The following is a 16,477-nucleotide window of genomic DNA, read 5'->3' as shown; positions in this document are numbered from 1 at the left end:
GGAGGGCAGGGGGCTCAGACTGGCATCGCCGTGACGCGTTCCGCCAACTGCCGCTCGAAGGCCTCAATCGGCACCGGCCGTCCGAACAGGTAACCCTGGTAGGCCATGCAGCCCGACTGGCGCAGGAACTCGAACTGGGCGGAGGTTTCCACCCCCTCGGCAATCACTTCCAGGCCCAGGTTGCGACCCATTGCGATGATGGTCTTGATGAGGGTGGCGTCGTCCGTGTTGCCAGGCAGATCAGAGACAAAGCTGCGATCGATCTTCAGCTCGTTGAGTGGAAAGTGCTTCAGCATCGATAAGGACGAGTAGCCAGTGCCGAAGTCATCGATCGACAGCGAAAGGCCCATGTCGTGCAGGGTCTGGAGCTTGGCGATCAGTTCCTGGCTTCTGCGCAGCATCAGGCCTTCGGTCAACTCCAGCCGCAACAAGGCGGGCGAACAGCCAGTGACCTCGAGGCAGCGCGCAACAGACTCGACGAAATCACTTTTCTCGACCTGACGTGCACTGACATTGATCGAAAGCCGCAGATCCCGCGTTGCGGGCTGCACCTGCCAGGAGCGCAACTGTTGGCATGCCGTCAACAAAACCCATTCTCCGATCTCACAAATCAGATTTGACTCTTCTGCAATCGGAATGAAGTCGGCCGGTGACACCCAGCCCCGACGAGGATGGCGCCACCGCAGCAGCAATTCGGCGCCCAGCACCTCGGCTCGCCCATCCACCTGCAACTGGTAATAGGCCACCAGCTCCGACTGCGCGATGGCATGGCGTAACTCGGCCTCCAGATTGGCTCGGGCTTCCAATTGTGGCTGCAGGGTCTGGTCATAAAAGCAGACGGTATTGCGGCCGGCCTGTTTGGCCTGGTACATGGCCATGTCGGCCCGTTTCAGAACTTCGTTGACACTCAAATCATGGGCATGGAATAAGCATATTCCGAGGCTCGGAGAGGTCTGGTACTCAAAGCCTGCGATATCAAAAGGCTTGTTCAATTCGGCAATGATCTTCTGGGACACTTGGCGACACCCCATCACGGCAGCTTCCGGGTTGTCCCCAAGGCCCTCCAGCACCACCACAAACTCGTCACCCCCGAAGCGTGACACCGTGTCATGGCTGCGCATCATGTCGCGCAGCCGGCTACCGACCTGCTTGAGCAGCAGGTCTCCTGCAGAATGGCCCTTCATGTCGTTGAGGGTCTTGAAACGGTCCAGGTCGAGAAATACCACGGCCCCGTGGTCCTTCTGCCGGGCACTCAATGCAAAGGCTTGTTCGATCCGGTCGAGCAGCAGGCGGCGATTGGGCAAGCCGGTCAGCATGTCGTAGTAGGCCAGTTGGTGCACCGCCTCGAGGTTCTTCTGGGCTTCGGTCTTGTCAACCACCAGGGCGGCTGCCGCGATGATGCGTCCGTCAATGTCTTTCAGCGGGGTGGCAAACCAGTCGCAGATGATGATCTGGCCATCCTTGCGCAAGTTCTCGCTCTGATTGTTCTGGGCCAGCCCATCCACAAACAGATGACGCATGACATGCACCACGCGCTCACGCTCCCAAGGCGGCATCAAAAGAGTCAGAGGCTGCCCGAGCATTTCCTGGGCGGTATAGCCGAACATGGATTCCGCAGCGGCATTCCAGACGGTTACTCTGAAGTGAATGTCGCATTCGACAACCCCCATGGGGGTTTGGCGGATGTGCAGTGCTTGACGTTCGGCCATCTCATGGACGGCCTGTGACCGCTGATTGGCCACGATGCGCAGGCCAATGTTCTCGCGCAGGTGGTGGGACATCGAAGCACTGGACAGGCTGATATAGACCATGAACAAGGCGAGCATCAGCGCCAGAGACACTGAGAAGGAACTGCCGTGGGTCAAAAACCCGGGCAAGGCCAGCAGGTAGATGCCTGCACAGAAAAGACGCCCGCAGGGGGGATCAATCAGGTAGGCCATGATGCCGCCGCTGGACACCCCGACCAGGATCACCACCAGAAAAGCTTGGCCAACTGTGTCGCCGTCAGGGTAGAACAGCCATCCAGCCAACCCCCACACTGCGCCGCAAGCGGCGGTGGCCACGCGGTACGCGGGCAGCCAGTGCGTCGTCGGCGTGCCTGACATGGGACGGGTGCGGAACTGCCAGGCCAGCATTTCGCGGGCTCCGTAAGTCAACGTCGTCAGGCCTGCCCAGATCCACCAGGAGATCCGTGCCGCATCTCCATGCTGAAGCGCCAGGACGGTGGCCGCCACCAACAGGGCCACCAGAGTACTTCGGCGTGTCGACCCATACACCAGGGTCAACACTTCTGCGTTCAATAAGTGCTTTTCCTGCAGAGTCAGGGGTGATACCCCCTGGCCTTGAGGGCGTGTCTCCGTGCTCACGGGGTGCGCATCCTTTCGCAGCGCCACGCTTTGTGGTGGCTCACCCGATGCGCTTGAACGAACCGGACTGGCATGGGGCTCCCTCTGTATTTGTATCAATGGGTAATTGATCATAAGTGACCCATTGAAAAACAACCACGAGATTCGCATCCGTCCGTGCGAAAAGCCTTGGATGCTTCGGATTTGACCGCAGAGGGGCCTTTTTGCGTCTTGGAACTTGCGTGAGACGCCTGAGTGCCTGTTTTCGAGCCCATGGACGCATGTAGATGTTGGGCGCGCATGTATGTAATATTTAAAACATAGCATGTGCTATTAATTATGTTTTGATAAATGAAAACCGATAAGCATCACTTATCATGGGTAAATTGACGCACGGGTTCAGAAAATCGAACAGGGAGACGGGAGACTCTAAAAAAGCTTGAAATACCAACGCTGCGGGGGGGTGAAGGTTGGACATGTGATCCCAATCCCGATCCCAAACCCAAACCTTCAGAATGGGAAGAGCCATTCGAGGGCCCCCACAGGCCGACCGCGCACGCAGGGCGCATGCAATTGCAAAGGCAGATGGCGCCATCCCGTCTCGCGCCACAAAAGCAGGTCTCATCGCTGGGCCAAGTCGGTAGATCTTCTTTGGGCTCAGCGAACTTCCACGATGAACTCAGAAGCTTAATTTGCAGACAGAAAGCCTGGCGCCGACATCGCCCCGAAACAGGGTGGCAGGCAGAGCGCAGGCACAAGGCTTGGGCCCGCCAGCAAGGGCACCCACGGCCGCTCGTGCAAGGCCCCCCAATGAACCGCCCCTTGGCCAAACCGCCTGCTGTTGGCTGCTTGCCAGCCCCGAACTCCGGGGTGTCGATTGCACGGCATCAGTGCCGCCAGTTCAGCGTCAGATGTGCTGCCAGGGCCCAAGCGATTGGCACGATGGCCCTGTGCCGGAGAAGGTGCAAGACAATGAGGAGTGCGGACCGCGCACAGGCCTGCCAGTCGATCTCCTTGGGTTGCAATGTGATTTGACATAATATACATTGTATAAAGTAAATTCATGTCGTTCAGAGCCAGGCGCAAGCCCAAACCGGGGGCCCTTACAAGGCGTGACGCACCCAAGCAGATGCCGGCCACAGCGCATCAGACAAGCATGACCGAGTGGCGCTGCATGACCCGATGGCAGCTCGATTCAAGTCCTGAGCCTCCCATGTGCCTAGGGTTAACCCTAAAATACATCGCTTGGGCTGTGCAAGGCGGCCCATTCTGTTCCAAGCGCAGGTCGCCATCGTGGTCTGCGTGCGTGTGGCCATCCACCCCAGGCCCCTGAACAGCTGAGATCCTGCCACACGACCTGCGGCCTTCACCACGCATTGTTGCCGCACCGGCGACCCATCCGAGCTCTCCATGACTTCCACTGCCCAGAGTGTGGCGCCGCAGGCACCGCACCGACCCCTCAATCGCCATGACTACCAGACCCTTGCGCTGTCCGCGCTGGGGGGCACACTGGAGTTCTATGACTTTGTGATCTACGTCTTTTTTGCCACCGTGTTGGGAGGCCTGTTTTTCCCGGCCGACATGCCCGACTGGTTGCGGCAGTTGCAGACCTTCGGCATCTTCGCGGCCGGCTACCTGGCACGCCCGGTCGGGGGCATCGTGATTGCGCACTTTGGCGACAAGCTGGGGCGCAAACGCATGTTCACGCTGAGCATCTTCATGATGGCGCTGCCCACGCTGGTGATCGGCCTGTTGCCTACCTATGCCTCGATCGGTGTGGCGGCGCCTTTGTTGCTGCTGGCCATGCGGGTCTTGCAGGGGGCGGCCATCGGTGGCGAAATGCCGGGCGCCTGGGTGTTTGTGGCCGAACACGTGCCCCAGCGCCACTATGGCCTGGGCATCGGCACGCTCACCTCGGGCATCACTGGCGGCATCTTGTTGGGTTCGCTGGTGGCCATCGGCATCAACAGCCACTACGAAGCGCCCGAGGTGCAGGGCTTTGCCTGGCGCATTCCGTTCATCCTCGGGGGCGTCTTTGGCATGGTGTCGGTGTACCTGCGGCGCTTTCTGCAGGAAACCCCGATCTTCAAGGAGCTGGAGCAGCTGCGCCATATCGCTGATGAACTGCCCGTGAAGACCGTGTTGCGCGAGCACCGCTGGGCCTGCGTGATCGTGGCCTTGCTGACCTGGGTGCTGTCGGCGGCGATCGTGGTGGTGGTGTTGTTCACCCCCACTTATCTGCAAAAGGTTCACCACATCCCGGTGACCCTGGCGCTGCAGGCCAACGCCCTGGCCACCTTGATGCTGACCCTCGGTTGCATCCTGGTGGGCTGGGCCAGCGACCGTGTGGGCACACGGGCCGTGATGCTGGTCGGCTTCGCCGGCCTGCTGATCAGCAGTTACCTGTTCTACACCGACCTGCCTGGTACGCCGGCTGCTCTGATGTGGCACTACGCCATCACCGGCCTGTTTGTGGGCACCATCGCCATCGTGCCCATCGTGGGGGTGCGCGCCTTTCCGCCCCGGGTGCGTTTCAGCGGCCTGTCATTTGCCTACAACATGGCCTATGCCGTGTTTGGCGGGCTGACGCCGATCATCATCACCACCTGGTTGCAAAAAGACGTGCTGGCACCCGCGCACTATGTGGGCGCCCTGTCGGTGCTGGGCTTTGTGCTGGGTTTGGTGCCCTTCGTGGCTCGAGGTCATGTTGCACCTGCCCCCGCGGCAGGCAGTGGCCAGGCGCACTGAAATGTCCCCGCCCTGCCCCGGCTTCATGCGGGTGGCAGCGGCGGGTGCTTCTGGGCGTTCTTGATCAGTTTGTCGGCCACGGCCCGCTCCAGGTCAATGCCGGTGTGGTCGGCCAGTTGCAACAGGTACAGCAGCACGTCGGCCATCTCTTCGCCCAGGTGCTGCTGCACGGTGGGTGTGTCGCGGGTGCGCGCCGCTTCATCGGGCGTCATCCACTGAAAGATCTCGGTCAGTTCGGCGGCTTCGACCATCAAGGCCATGGCCAGGTTCTTGGGGTTGTGAAAGGGTTGCCAGGCGCGGTCGGCGGCAAACTGACGCAACGTGGCCTGCAGGGCAGACAGATCCATCTTGAAATCCTTGAATGCGGGGCCAGCAGCCCCGGCCGGGATTTTCACCTCTCACTTACCCCTGAAATCCAAAGTGGCAACGCCGGCCACGCTTGCGGGCCTTTCTCGCAGTAGGTCCAATCAGGTTTTTGATCCATCCCTCGGCTGGCCCTCAGAGGGACCGAAGCCCAACACCGGAAACCCCATGACCACCCTCTCCTCTTTCCCCATCACCCACAAATGGCCTGCCCAACACCCGGATCGCCTGCAGCTGTATTCACTGCCCACGCCCAATGGGGTCAAGGTGTCGATCATGCTGGAGGAGATCGGCCTGCCCTACGAACCCCATCTGGTGAGCTTTCAGACCCAGGATCAGCTGTCGCCCGAATTCCTCTCGCTCAACCCGAACAACAAGATCCCGGCCATCCTCGACCCCCAAGGCCCGGGTGGCCAGCCCCTGGCCTTGTTCGAATCGGGCGCCATTCTGGTCTACCTGGCCGAAAAGACCGGGCAGTTGTTGCCTGCTGATCCGGCGCGTCGCTACCAGACCCTGCAGTGGCTGATGTTCCAGATGGGCGGCATTGGCCCCATGTTTGGCCAGTTGGGCTTCTTCCATAAGTTTGCCGGCAAGGACTACGAGGACAAGCGCCCGCGTGACCGCTACGTGGCCGAGTCCCGGCGTTTGCTGGGAGTGCTTGAGCAGCAGTTGCAAGGTCGCACCTGGATCGTGGGTGATGACTACAGCATTGCCGACATCGCCATCTGGCCTTGGGTGCGCAATCTGTTTGGTTTCTACGAGGCCGGTGATCTGGTTGGGCAGGCTGATTTCGTGCAGGTGCAACGCGTGTTGGCGTCTTTCGTGGCCCGTCCGGCTGTGCAGCGCGGCCTGAACCTGCCTGCACGAGACTGAACTGACATGGGGTATGGCTTGATCTGATGGAAAAACTCCAGCCAAAGGTTTTACCTCCTCACAAGTGACAGATTCGGGCCGAATCGCTCTAGGTTTTCCGTTGAATATGCTGGTTTTGCAGGAGTGATCTTTTTACGAGCGTTCACGGCGGTTTACATTTCAAGGCTGTCAGTGCCGAAGTGTCACCGGTGCGTTGTCGTGTACAACCCTGCTCCCCTCCGTGGTGGGTGGCCTACAAAGAGACTTTCATGCGAATCAATGAACCCATCACACAGCGCGAGCACCTCTACCCGCCCCACACGACCCCGGTGTCGGTCACAGACACCAAGGGGCGCATCACCTATTGCAACCAGGACTTCATCGAGCTGAGCGGCTTCGCCAAAGAAGAACTGCTGGGCCAGCCCCACAACCTGGTGCGCCACCCCGACATGCCTGCCGAGGCTTTCCGCGACATGTGGGCCACGGTGCAGCAAGGCCAGCCCTGGACCGGGCTGGTCAAGAACCGGCGCAAGAACGGCGACCACTACTGGGTGCGGGCCAATGCCACGCCCATGTTGGATGGCCAACGCATCACGGGCTTTCTTTCCGTCCGAACCGCCCCTCGCCGTGAAGAGATCGATGCCGCCGAAGCGCTTTACGCCACCATGCGCGAAGAAGCCCGGCAAGGGCACCTGCGGCATGTGCTGCACCAGGGGGCCGTGCGGCGCACCGGACTGGCTGGCCGCTGGCAGCAGGCCACACGCCTGGTCGCCCCCTTGCGACTGAGTGCTCTGTACGCTGCCGTGGCAGGAGCCACCTGGGCTTGTGCCGCGTTCGGTGCGCCGTCTGGCCTCACGGCCGCTGTAGGCCTGGCTGCAGCCCTGGCGGCCGGATACTTCACCCATGCCTGGAGCGTGGCCCCGCTGCGCCAGGTCATGAACGATGCCAACCGCCTGGCCTCGGGCGATCTGTCCGAAGAAATCAAGACCGGGGCCCCGGGCCTGCTGGGCCAGTTGCAGCAAAGCCTGCACCAGTTGTCAGTCAATCTGCGCACCGTGGTGCGCGATGTGCGCCAACAGGTCGACTACCTGGGCGACGCCGTGCGCGAGGTGGCCGCGGGCAACCATGACCTGTCCACCCGCACTGAATCCCAGGCCGCCAGCCTCGAGAAGACTGCAGCCGCCATGGAAGAGATCAACAGCATGGTCAGCCAGAGTGCTGCGGCGGCCGCCCAAGGCGCCCAGTTGGCCACCGAAACCTCGCACGTCACCGAGCGCAGCAACCAGGCCGTGCAATCGGTGGCCCAGACCATGACGGGCATCACCGACTCATCCCACAAGATCGGTGAAATCATCCACCTGATCGAAGGGGTGGCTTTTCAGACCAACATCCTGGCCCTGAACGCTGCCGTTGAGGCTGCCCGTGCCGGCGAAAGCGGTCGCGGCTTCGCCGTGGTGGCGTCCGAGGTGCGCGCCTTGGCCCAGCGCACGGCCGGCGCGGCCAAGGAGATCCGCCAGTTGATCATTGAATCCTCCGAGCGCATCGACAGCGGCAGCCAGCAGACCCAGGATGCCCGGGGTCGCATGGACGAGGCGCTGGCCGCCGTCGGCAAGGTCAGCATGGTGCTGCACGAAATCAGCCACTCAGCTGCCGAGCAGCAAGGCGGCATCGCGCAGATCAACTCGGCCGTGGCCGACATGGACTCGATCACCCAGCAAAACGCAGCCCTGGTGGAGCAACTGGCTGCCGCCGCCAAGGCCCTGCACATCGAGGTTGACGAGGTCGGCCATTCGATGCGCCTGTTCCGCCTGGCCCACGGCGAGGCCTCGGTCTCCGATCTGGACGCCGTGGCCTTGCGGCGCGAGATGAAGCAGCTTCCCGCGGGCTGAACGAACACTGTGCCCGCAGGTGGCAGGTGCCCTGCCCCGTTCAGCTTAAAAACTCTCCCAGTCGCCTTCGGGGTCGGTGGTGCCGGTAGCCCGCCTTGGGTCCGTCACCGAGGCCGAGGGAGCCTGAGGCGCACGAGGCGCTGCAGCCGAGGCCAGTTTCAACGGGGGGCGGGCTGCACCCGGGTTCAGCTTGGGTGGGGTCGATGCGACGGGCGCAGGGGTGGCGGCCGGACGAAATGAAGGCACGCCCTCGCCCACCTTGAACAGCGACACCGAGCGCACCAGTTCGTCGGCCTGGTTGCGCAGGCTGCTGGCGGCAGCGGCCATCTCTTCGACCAGGGCGGCGTTTTGCTGGGTGGCATGGTCCATCTGCGTCACCGCCTCGCCCACCTGGGCCACGCCAGCGCTTTGCTCGTTGCTGGCGGTGCTGATCTCGCTCACCACCTCGCTGACGCGGCGGATCGCCTCCACCACCTCCTGCATGGTGTGGCCGGCCTGATCGACCAGATCGCTGCCCTTTTCCACCCGCTCCACGCTGTCGTTGATCAGCGACTTGATCTCCTTGGCGGCCTCGGCGCTGCGCTGGGCCAGGCTGCGCACCTCGCTGGCCACCACGGCAAAGCCACGGCCTTGTTCACCGGCCCGGGCTGCCTCCACGGCGGCATTCAAGGCCAGGATGTTGGTCTGGAAGGCGATCCCGTCAATCACGCTGATGATGTCAGCAATGCGGCGCGAGCTGTCGTTGATGCCGCGCATGGTGCTCACCACCTCGCCCACCACCTCGCCGCCGCGGGTGGCCACGCTGCTGGCGGTCACCGCCAGATGACTGGCGGTGCGAGCGTGTTCGGCGTTCTGCCGCACGGTCGAGCCCAGTTCCTCCATCGAGGCCGCGGTCTGCTCCAGCGCGCTGGCCTGGCTTTCGGTGCGCCCGCTCAGGTCCTGGTTGCCCTGGGCGATCTCGGCGCTGGCCGTGGCCACGCTCTGCGAGTTCTCACGCACCGAGCGCACCACCCCGGCCAGGCCCTGGCCGATGCGGTTGATCGATTCTTGCAAGCGCCCCACCTCATCGCGCCGACGCACGCGCAGGTTCACGGTCAGGTCGCCCTGGGCGATCTGGTCGGCCGCCTGGCCCACAGCCACCAGCGGCTGCACCACGAGCTTGCGGAACAGCAGCCACCAGGCCACCGAGATCAGCAGCACGATCACGGCGCCCAGCAAGGCATACAGATTGCGCAGGTGCACCACCCCGGCGGAGTACTCCTCGGCATAGGTGCCGCCGGCAATCACCCAGTCCCACTCCTTGAAGTAGGTGAAAGAGATGACCTTCTCACGCGCCCGGGTCTCGCCCAGTTCGGCATTGATCCAGGGGTAACGCAGCACGCCGGTCTTGCGCTCCAGCATCTCGCGCACGAAGTTCTTGCCGTCGGCATCCTTCGAGTCGAGCATGTTCTTGCCCTCCTTGGCCGGGTGGATCACCAGGTTGCCATAGTTCGGGCCCGAGCGTGCGTCCAGCACATAGAAGTAGCCGCTTTCGCCAATCTTCAGTTCGCGGACGGTCTTCTTGAGAATGGCCAGGTACTCGGTGAACTCCTGGGCCACCAGGGTCAGGCCCACCACCTTGCCGGCGGTGTCCTTGAGCGGGTCGTAGCGCGTCATGTACTGGCGCCCGAACAGCGACACCAGCCCCACGAAGGGCTGTCCCTGCAAGGCCAGCGCGTAGGCCGGGTGCTGACGGTCCAGGGCGGTGCCGTTGGCACGCTGCCCTTGTTCGGTCTTGAGGGAGGTGGTGATGCGCATGAAATCATCGCCCGAACGCACGAACACCGTGGTCGAACTCTTGGTGAGTTGCGAGAACTCATCCACCACGCTGTTGTCCAGATTCACCTGGCGGCCATGCAGCAGCATCACCGGCACGGCCTTGCCACCCATGTCGACGGTTTCGCCGTTCAGGCTGACCAGCCCGTTGAGCCGGGCGTTGAAGGCCAGGGCCAGGGCCGAGGTCCGCAGGCGCAAGTCGTCGTCAGTGGCCTTGATCAGATGCACCAGCAGCTGGGTTTTGTCGCTCACTTCCTGGGTGGCACGCTCCTCGGTGGTCCGGGAGACCGACCAGGTGATCGCGGCAATCAGGGCCGTCAACACCACCAGCACCAGCAGAAAATTGCTGAGGGACAGCTGGGTCCCCAGGCTCAGGTCACGCCATTTGGCGCGGCTTCCACTCATCACGACACTCCCCATCAAGCAGGCCGGGCGCTCAGGCTGGAACAACCCAGTAGAACGACATCCGGCGAAGGTTTACAAACAGAAACTGAAATTTCGACGCGAGTGTATCTCATTTAAGGTTCATTCCTCTTGATGCGTGTCAAGCAGCATCGGCCCGGAAAGCGAAAAGGCCCGACAGACGTTATCTGCCGGGCCTTTTCGAGCTCGCTGGCACCCCGGGCGTGGGGTCAGCCCAAGCGCATGGGCATCAACCCACCCACTTGCGGGCGTTGCGCCAGATGCGCATCCAGGGGCTGAACTCCGATTTGTCGCCCGAAGTCCAGCTCATCTGCACGTTGCGGAACACGCGCTCGGGGTGCGGCATCATGGCCGTGAAGCGGCCGTCGGCCGTGGTCACGGCGGTCAGGCCCGCGGGGCTGCCGTTGGGGTTGAAGGGATAGGCCTCGGTGGCGGCACCGAAGTGGTCCACAAAGCGCATGGCCGCGATCGCCTCGGCCGGATTGCCCCGGTACTTGAAGTTGGCATAGCCCTCGCCGTGCGCCACGGCGATCGGCAGGCGGCTACCGGCCATGCCTTGCAGGAACAGGCTGGGCGACTCCAGCACTTCCACCATGGACAGGCGGGCCTCGAAGCGCTCGCTCTGGTTGGTGGTGAAGCGCGGCCAGGCTTCGGCGCCCGGGATGATGTCGGCCAGCTCGGCAAACATCTGGCAGCCATTGCACACGCCCAGGCCGAAGGTGTCGCTGCGGCCGAAGAAGCCCTTGAACTGCTCGGCCAGCACCGGGTTGAAGGTGATCGAGCGGGCCCAACCGATGCCGGCACCCAGCGTGTCGCCATAGCTGAAACCACCGCAGGCCACCACGCCCTTGAAGTCGCCCAACTGGGCCCGGCCGCTTTGCAGGTCGGTCATGTGCACGTCGTAGGCCTCGAAGCCTGCCTCGGTGAAGGCATAGGCCATCTCGACGTGCGAGTTCACGCCCTGCTCGCGCAGGATCGCCACCTTGGGACGGCTCAGGTTCAGGAACGGTGCGGCCACGTTGTCGGCCGGGTCAAAGCTCAGGCTGACATGGGCGCCCGGGTCACTGGGCGCGCCGGCCGCGGCGTGCTCGGCATCGGCGCAGGCCGGGTTGTCGCGGCGCTGGCAGATCTTCCAGCTCACCGCATCCCAGACCTGGTGCAGGTCCGACAGGCTGGCACTGAACACGTTCTTGGTGTCGCGCCAGACCTGGATTTCGCCCTTGCCCACGTCCAGTGCGGCGCCGGCGGGGCGGGTCTTGCCGATGAAGTGGCTGTGCTTGCTCAGGCCATGCTCGCGCAGGGTCTGCATGACCTCGTTGCGCTCGGCGGTGCGCACCTGCAGCACCACGCCCAGCTCTTCGCTGAACAGGGCCTTGAGCGTCAGCTCTTCGCGGCGGGCGCTGACTTGCTGCGCCCAGTTCTTGCTGTCGCCGTAGTCGGCCCGGCTGTCGCTGATGCCGTCGCCTTCGGTGACCAGCATGTCCACGTTCAGGGCCACGCCCACATGGCCGGCAAAGGCCATTTCGCACACGCTGGCGAACAGGCCGCCATCGCTGCGGTCGTGGTAGGCCAGGATCTTGCCCTGAGCACGCAAGGCGTTCACGGCGTTCACCAGGTTCTTCAGATCTTGCGCGTCGTCCACATCGGGCACCGAGTCGCCCACCTGGTTCAGCACCTGGGCCAGGATCGAGCCGCCCATGCGGTTTTGGCCCTTGCCCAGGTCGATCAGCACCAGGGTGCTGTCGTCCACGCTGGCATCGAGCTGCGGCGTCAGCGTGCCGCGCACGTCGCCCAGGCTGGCAAAGGCGCTCACGATCAGGCTGACCGGCGAGGTCACCTTCTTGGCCTGCCCCGATTCATCCTTCCACTGCGTGCGCATGGACAGGCTGTCCTTGCCCACCGGGATCGAGATGCCCAGGGCCGGGCACAGCTCCATGCCCACGGCCTTCACAGTTTCGTACAGGGCGGCGTCTTCACCGGCCTCGCCGCAGGCGGCCATCCAGTTGGCCGACAGCTTCACGCGGGGCAGCTCGATGGGCGCCGCCAGCAGGTTGGTGATGGCCTCGGCCACCGCCATGCGGCCCGAGGCCGGGGCGTCCAGCGCCGCCAGCGGGGTGCGCTCGCCCATGCTCATGGCTTCGCCGGCAAAGCCCTTGTAATCGGCCAGGGTCACGGCGCAGTCTGCCACCGGCACCTGCCACGGGCCCACCATCTGGTCGCGGTGGCTCATGCCGCCCACGGTGCGGTCGCCGATGGTGATCAAAAAGCGCTTGCTGGCCACGGTCGGGTGGGCCAGCACCTCAATGGCGGCCTGCTGCAGGCTCACGCCGGTCAGGTCCACCGGCTTGAACTGACGCGCCACGGTCTTCACATCGCGGTGCATCTTGGGCGGCTTGCCCAACAAAACGTTCATCGGCATGTCAACGGGAGTCGCTTGCCCCTCGTCCGACAAAACCAGTTGACGCTCTTCGGTCGCAACGCCCACCACCGCAAACGGGCAGCGCTCACGCTCGCAGAAGGCCTTGAATTGGTCCAGCGACTCCGGGGCAATGGCCAGCACGTAGCGCTCCTGGCTTTCGTTGCTCCAGATCTCCTTGGGGGCCAGGCCCGACTCTTCGAGTGGCACCTTGCGCAAATCGAAGCGGGCGCCTCGACCGGCATCATTGGTCAGCTCGGGGAAGGCGTTCGACAGGCCGCCGGCGCCCACATCGTGGATGGCCAGGATCGGGTTGCCCGCGCCCTGGGCCCAGCAATGGTTGATCACCTCTTGGGCCCGGCGCTCGATCTCGGGGTTGCCGCGCTGCACCGAGTCAAAGTCGAGCTCGGCCGCATTGGCGCCGGTGGCCATCGAGCTGGCGGCGCCACCGCCCATGCCGATGCGCATGCCCGGGCCGCCCAGCTGGATCAGCAGCGTGCCGGCCGGGAACTCGATCTTTTGGGTCAGGTTGGCGTCGATCACGCCCAGACCGCCCGCGATCATGATGGGCTTGTGGTAGCCGCGGCGGATGCTGTCCACGTCAGATTCAATCGTCTGCTCGTACTCGCGGAAGTAGCCCACCAGGTTCGGGCGACCGAACTCGTTGTTGAAGGCGGCGCCGCCCAGGGGGCCTTCCACCATGATCTGCAGGGGGCTGGCGATGTGCTCGGGCTTGCCGAACTCAGTGCTCTGCTGCTCGTCGAACACCAGGCGCGACACGGTGAAGCCGGTCATGCCGGCCTTGGGCTTGGAGCCCCGGCCCGTGGCGCCTTCGTCGCGGATCTCGCCGCCCGCGCCGGTCGAGGCACCGGGGAAAGGCGAAATCGCAGTCGGGTGGTTGTGGGTTTCCACCTTCATCAGCACGTGGTGGGTGGCTTCGCTCTTGGCATAGGCCACCGACTGGCCCTGGGCCGAGGCGGCATTGAAGCGCTCCACCACATGGCCCTCCATCACCGAGGCGTTGTCCGAATAGGCAATCACGGTGTGCTGCGGGGCCAGCTGATGCGTGTTGCGGATCATGCCGAACATGCTTTTCTCTTGCGCCACGCCGTCAATCGTGAACTGGGCGTTGAAGATCTTGTGCCGGCAATGCTCGCTGTTGGCCTGGGCGAACATCATCAACTCCACATCGGTGGGGTTGCGCTGCAGGCCAGTGAAGGCGGCCACCAGGTAGTCGATCTCGTCGTCGGCCAGGGCCAGGCCGAACTGGGTGTTGGCGGTTTCCAGGGCGGCCCGGCCGCCGCCCAGCACATCCACGTATTCCATGGCCTGGGCCTGCAGCTCGGTGAACAGGCCGGCCGCCTGGGCGCGCTCGAACATCACCGACTCGGTCATGCGGTCATGCAGCAGGGCGGCCACGGCCAGGCGCTGCTCTTCGCTCAGGGCCGCCTTGCCCAGCAGAGGCTGCTTCAGGGTGATCACGTACTCGGTCACACGCTCGACGCGCTTCAGGGCCAGGCCGCAGTTGTGGGCGATGTCGGTGGCCTTGGAGGCCCAGGGCGACACGGTGCCAAAGCGCGGGCTGACCAGCAGCAGTTCGCCCTCGGTGGGGCCGGTGTAGGGGTCGCCGTAGGTCAGCAAGGCGGCCAGGCGCTCGCGGGTGGCCGCGTCGGGCTGCTGTTCGGACGCCACCAGGTGCACAAAGCGCGCAGCGATGCCGGAGATGCGGTCGTGGATGACTTGCAGCCGGGGCAGCAGTTGCTGAACCCGGAAAGCGCTCAGGGCGTTGCCGCCTTCAAAGGTGCTGATGTGCAGGTGGTGCATCGTGGGCGAGGGGTGCGAGGTCACTTGGGCGGCCTGTTTGGGTGGTGCTGCAGGGGCTGGGGGCAGAACGGCCGGTCGCTGAATGGGACCGGCCCGCCCTGACCCGAGCGGTGCGTGGAAAACCCGGCATTTTAGCGTGTGGGCGGGCAGCCCACCCGATCAGGCGGTGGCTGCATCACCTCCTTCACCCGCTGCCCCACCCTCTTGCGCCCCCTCTTACGCTCCCGATTCAGTGGCGCGCAGCGCGCTTCACCTCCAGGCTCAAGAACCGGTACAGCCGAGGATCATGGGCATAGGCCACGTTGAAGCGCAGCCAGGGCGTGGGCTTGAGGTCGGGCCGGAACAGGTTGCCCGGGGCCAGCATCAGCCCCTCGGCCACCGCGCGCTGGGCCACGGCCTGCACATCCACCCCGTCGCGGCCCAGGCCGGCCCACACAAAAGGCCCTCCCTGCGGGCGGGTGAACAGTTGCATGCCGGCCGCCTCCAGCCCGTCGCACACCTGGCGCTGGGCCTGGGCCAGGCGCTCGCCCAGGCGCGCCAGGTGGCTGCGGTAATGCCCGTCCACCAGCACCGTGTGCACCAGCTTCTCGGTCAGCTCGGAGCTGGTCAGGCTGCCCAGCATCTTCTGGTAGACCAGTTTTTCGGCCAGATCCTCGCTCACCGCCGCAAAGCCCACCCGCAGGCTGGGCGTGATGGTCTTCGAGAAGCTGCCCACATAAGACACCCGCCCCAGCGGCGCCAGGGCGGCCAGGTTGACCGAACCCGGGGGCTCCAGGCCGGCCATGACCTCGTTCTCCACCACATGAAAATCATGCTGCTCGGCCAGCCTCAGCACCTGGGCCGCCACCGCCGGTGAGCATTGGCTGCCGGTGGGGTTGTGCAGCGTGGTGGTGGTGAAAAAGGCCTTGGGCCGATGCCGCTGGGCCAGGGTGGCCAGGGCCTGCACATCGGGGCCGTCCAGCCGGCGCTCCACCCCGATCAGGCGCAGGTCCATGGCGCGCAGCGCGGCGAAGAAGTTGGTGGCCCCCGGCGAATCGACCAGCACCGTGTCGCGCGGCTGCAGCAGGCAGCGCCCCAGCAGCGCCAGGGCCTGCGTGGCGCCATGCGTGAGCACCAGCTGGTGCGGGTTGGCCTGCACCCCGCGGGCCGCCAGCTGGGTCTGGATCTGTTGGCGCAGCGGCAGGTAGCCGTGGGCCGTGCCGTAATGGGCCAGGCCGGCGGGGCTCTTGCGCGCCAGGCTGGCCAGGGCCTGGCGCACGCCCTCCAGGTGCAGCCAGTCGGGGGGCAGCCAGCCGCAGCCGGCGTTGAGCAAGGCGCTGTCGTCTTCGAACACGCGCTGGATCAGCCACAGCGAATCCACCTGCGTGCGGCCCACAAAGGGGCGGTGGCGCGGCTGCGCCTTGGCCGGGGCCGCCACGTAGTAGCCGCTGCCGCGGCGTGCCTCCACATAGGCTTCGGCCACCAGGCGCTGGTAGGCGTGGGTGACCGTCATGGTGCTGATGCCCTGCTCGCGCGCCAGGCCCCGCACCGAGGGCAATCGGGTGCCGGGGCGCAGGCTGCCCTTGTCGATCAGGGCGGCCAGGGCCTCGAACACCTGGCGCACCAGCGGCGTGGCGCTGTCGGGCTGCAAGGTGATCATCGTGGTGCACCCCTGCCAAGAGCGGCAGCGCATGCCTGAAAACGGTGCGCCAGGGGCCTGCTGCTGGGGCATGCAGGCGCGGATCGGGTGCGTACTGTGCTGATCTTCATGGCCTCAACTGTACATAGTCAATTGGTATCGGACGTGACTAAATACCCCCATC

Annotated in this window: 8 protein-coding genes; 3 read left to right on the top strand and 5 right to left on the bottom strand. The window is 64.4% G+C overall.

Annotated elements, in window-relative coordinates; all coding sequences use genetic code 11:
• Positions 1–14: 14 nt before the first annotated feature.
• Positions 15–2,246 carry a putative bifunctional diguanylate cyclase/phosphodiesterase gene (locus F624_RS0116755; RefSeq protein WP_169426623.1) on the bottom strand — a complete coding sequence of 744 codons (2,232 nt, stop codon included), beginning with the start codon at positions 2,244–2,246 and terminating at the stop codon, positions 15–17.
• A gap of 1,509 nt (positions 2,247–3,755) precedes the next feature.
• On the opposite strand from F624_RS0116755, the gene F624_RS0116750 reads away from it, so the two are divergent.
• On the top strand, positions 3,756–5,093 hold the full coding sequence (locus F624_RS0116750) for an MFS transporter (protein ID WP_019575481.1): 1,338 nt from the start codon (positions 3,756–3,758) through the stop codon (positions 5,091–5,093).
• 23 nt (positions 5,094–5,116) lie between these two features.
• On the opposite strand, the gene F624_RS0116745 is transcribed toward F624_RS0116750, so the two are convergent.
• A complete protein-coding gene (locus tag F624_RS0116745; protein WP_031255307.1) occupies positions 5,117–5,440 on the bottom strand; it encodes a nucleotide pyrophosphohydrolase in 324 nt (107 codons plus the stop codon).
• Between the two features lie 184 nt (positions 5,441–5,624).
• Here F624_RS0116745 and F624_RS0116740 point away from each other — a divergent pair, with 184 nt between their 5' ends.
• Both F624_RS0116740 and F624_RS0116735 read left to right on the top strand, forming a co-directional pair.
• Positions 5,625–6,329 (top strand): glutathione S-transferase N-terminal domain-containing protein, encoded by a 705-nt coding sequence (locus F624_RS0116740; RefSeq protein ID WP_019575479.1) that lies wholly within the window; start codon positions 5,625–5,627, stop codon positions 6,327–6,329.
• 248 nt (positions 6,330–6,577) lie between these two features.
• A complete protein-coding gene (locus F624_RS0116735; RefSeq protein WP_031255305.1) occupies positions 6,578–8,197 on the top strand; it encodes a methyl-accepting chemotaxis protein in 1,620 nt (539 codons plus the stop codon).
• Between the two features lie 45 nt (positions 8,198–8,242).
• Here F624_RS0116735 and F624_RS36265 read toward each other — a convergent pair whose 3' ends face one another.
• The 3 genes from F624_RS36265 to F624_RS0116720 all read right to left on the bottom strand — a co-directional run bounded on the left by F624_RS36265 (position 8,243) and on the right by F624_RS0116720 (position 16,314).
• Positions 8,243–10,417 carry a methyl-accepting chemotaxis protein gene (locus tag F624_RS36265; RefSeq protein ID WP_019575477.1) on the bottom strand — a complete coding sequence of 725 codons (2,175 nt, stop codon included), beginning with the start codon at positions 10,415–10,417 and terminating at the stop codon, positions 8,243–8,245.
• A 247-nt stretch (positions 10,418–10,664) separates the two neighbouring features.
• Positions 10,665–14,675, bottom strand: a complete 4,011-nt coding sequence (gene purL / locus F624_RS0116725; RefSeq protein ID WP_019575476.1) for a phosphoribosylformylglycinamidine synthase — start codon at positions 14,673–14,675, stop codon at positions 10,665–10,667.
• Between the two features lie 229 nt (positions 14,676–14,904).
• Positions 14,905–16,314 (bottom strand): aminotransferase-like domain-containing protein, encoded by a 1,410-nt coding sequence (locus F624_RS0116720; protein WP_157443498.1) that lies wholly within the window; start codon positions 16,312–16,314, stop codon positions 14,905–14,907.
• Positions 16,315–16,477 lie beyond the last annotated feature (163 nt).

The sequence above is a fragment of the Curvibacter lanceolatus ATCC 14669 genome (assembly GCF_000381265.1).
Classification (GTDB): domain Bacteria; phylum Pseudomonadota; class Gammaproteobacteria; order Burkholderiales; family Burkholderiaceae_C; genus Curvibacter; species Curvibacter lanceolatus.
The sequence above is the reverse complement of the archived record's forward strand: the minus strand, read 5'-3'. Positions and strand labels throughout refer to the sequence as shown.

Excerpts from the sequence above, each read along its gene's own strand:
- F624_RS0116750 (WP_019575481.1), top strand. The coding sequence starts at position 3,756 with ATGACTTCCACTGCCCAGAGTGTGGCGCCGCAGGCACCGCACCGACCC.
- F624_RS0116745 (WP_031255307.1), bottom strand. The coding sequence starts at position 5,440 with ATGGATCTGTCTGCCCTGCAGGCCACGTTGCGTCAGTTTGCCGCCGAC.
- F624_RS0116740 (WP_019575479.1), top strand. The coding sequence starts at position 5,625 with ATGACCACCCTCTCCTCTTTCCCCATCACCCACAAATGGCCTGCCCAA.
- F624_RS0116735 (WP_031255305.1), top strand. The coding sequence starts at position 6,578 with ATGCGAATCAATGAACCCATCACACAGCGCGAGCACCTCTACCCGCCC.
- F624_RS36265 (WP_019575477.1), bottom strand. The coding sequence starts at position 10,417 with ATGAGTGGAAGCCGCGCCAAATGGCGTGACCTGAGCCTGGGGACCCAG.
- purL (WP_019575476.1), bottom strand. The coding sequence starts at position 14,675 with ATGCACCACCTGCACATCAGCACCTTTGAAGGCGGCAACGCCCTGAGC.
- F624_RS0116720 (WP_157443498.1), bottom strand. The coding sequence starts at position 16,314 with ATGATCACCTTGCAGCCCGACAGCGCCACGCCGCTGGTGCGCCAGGTG.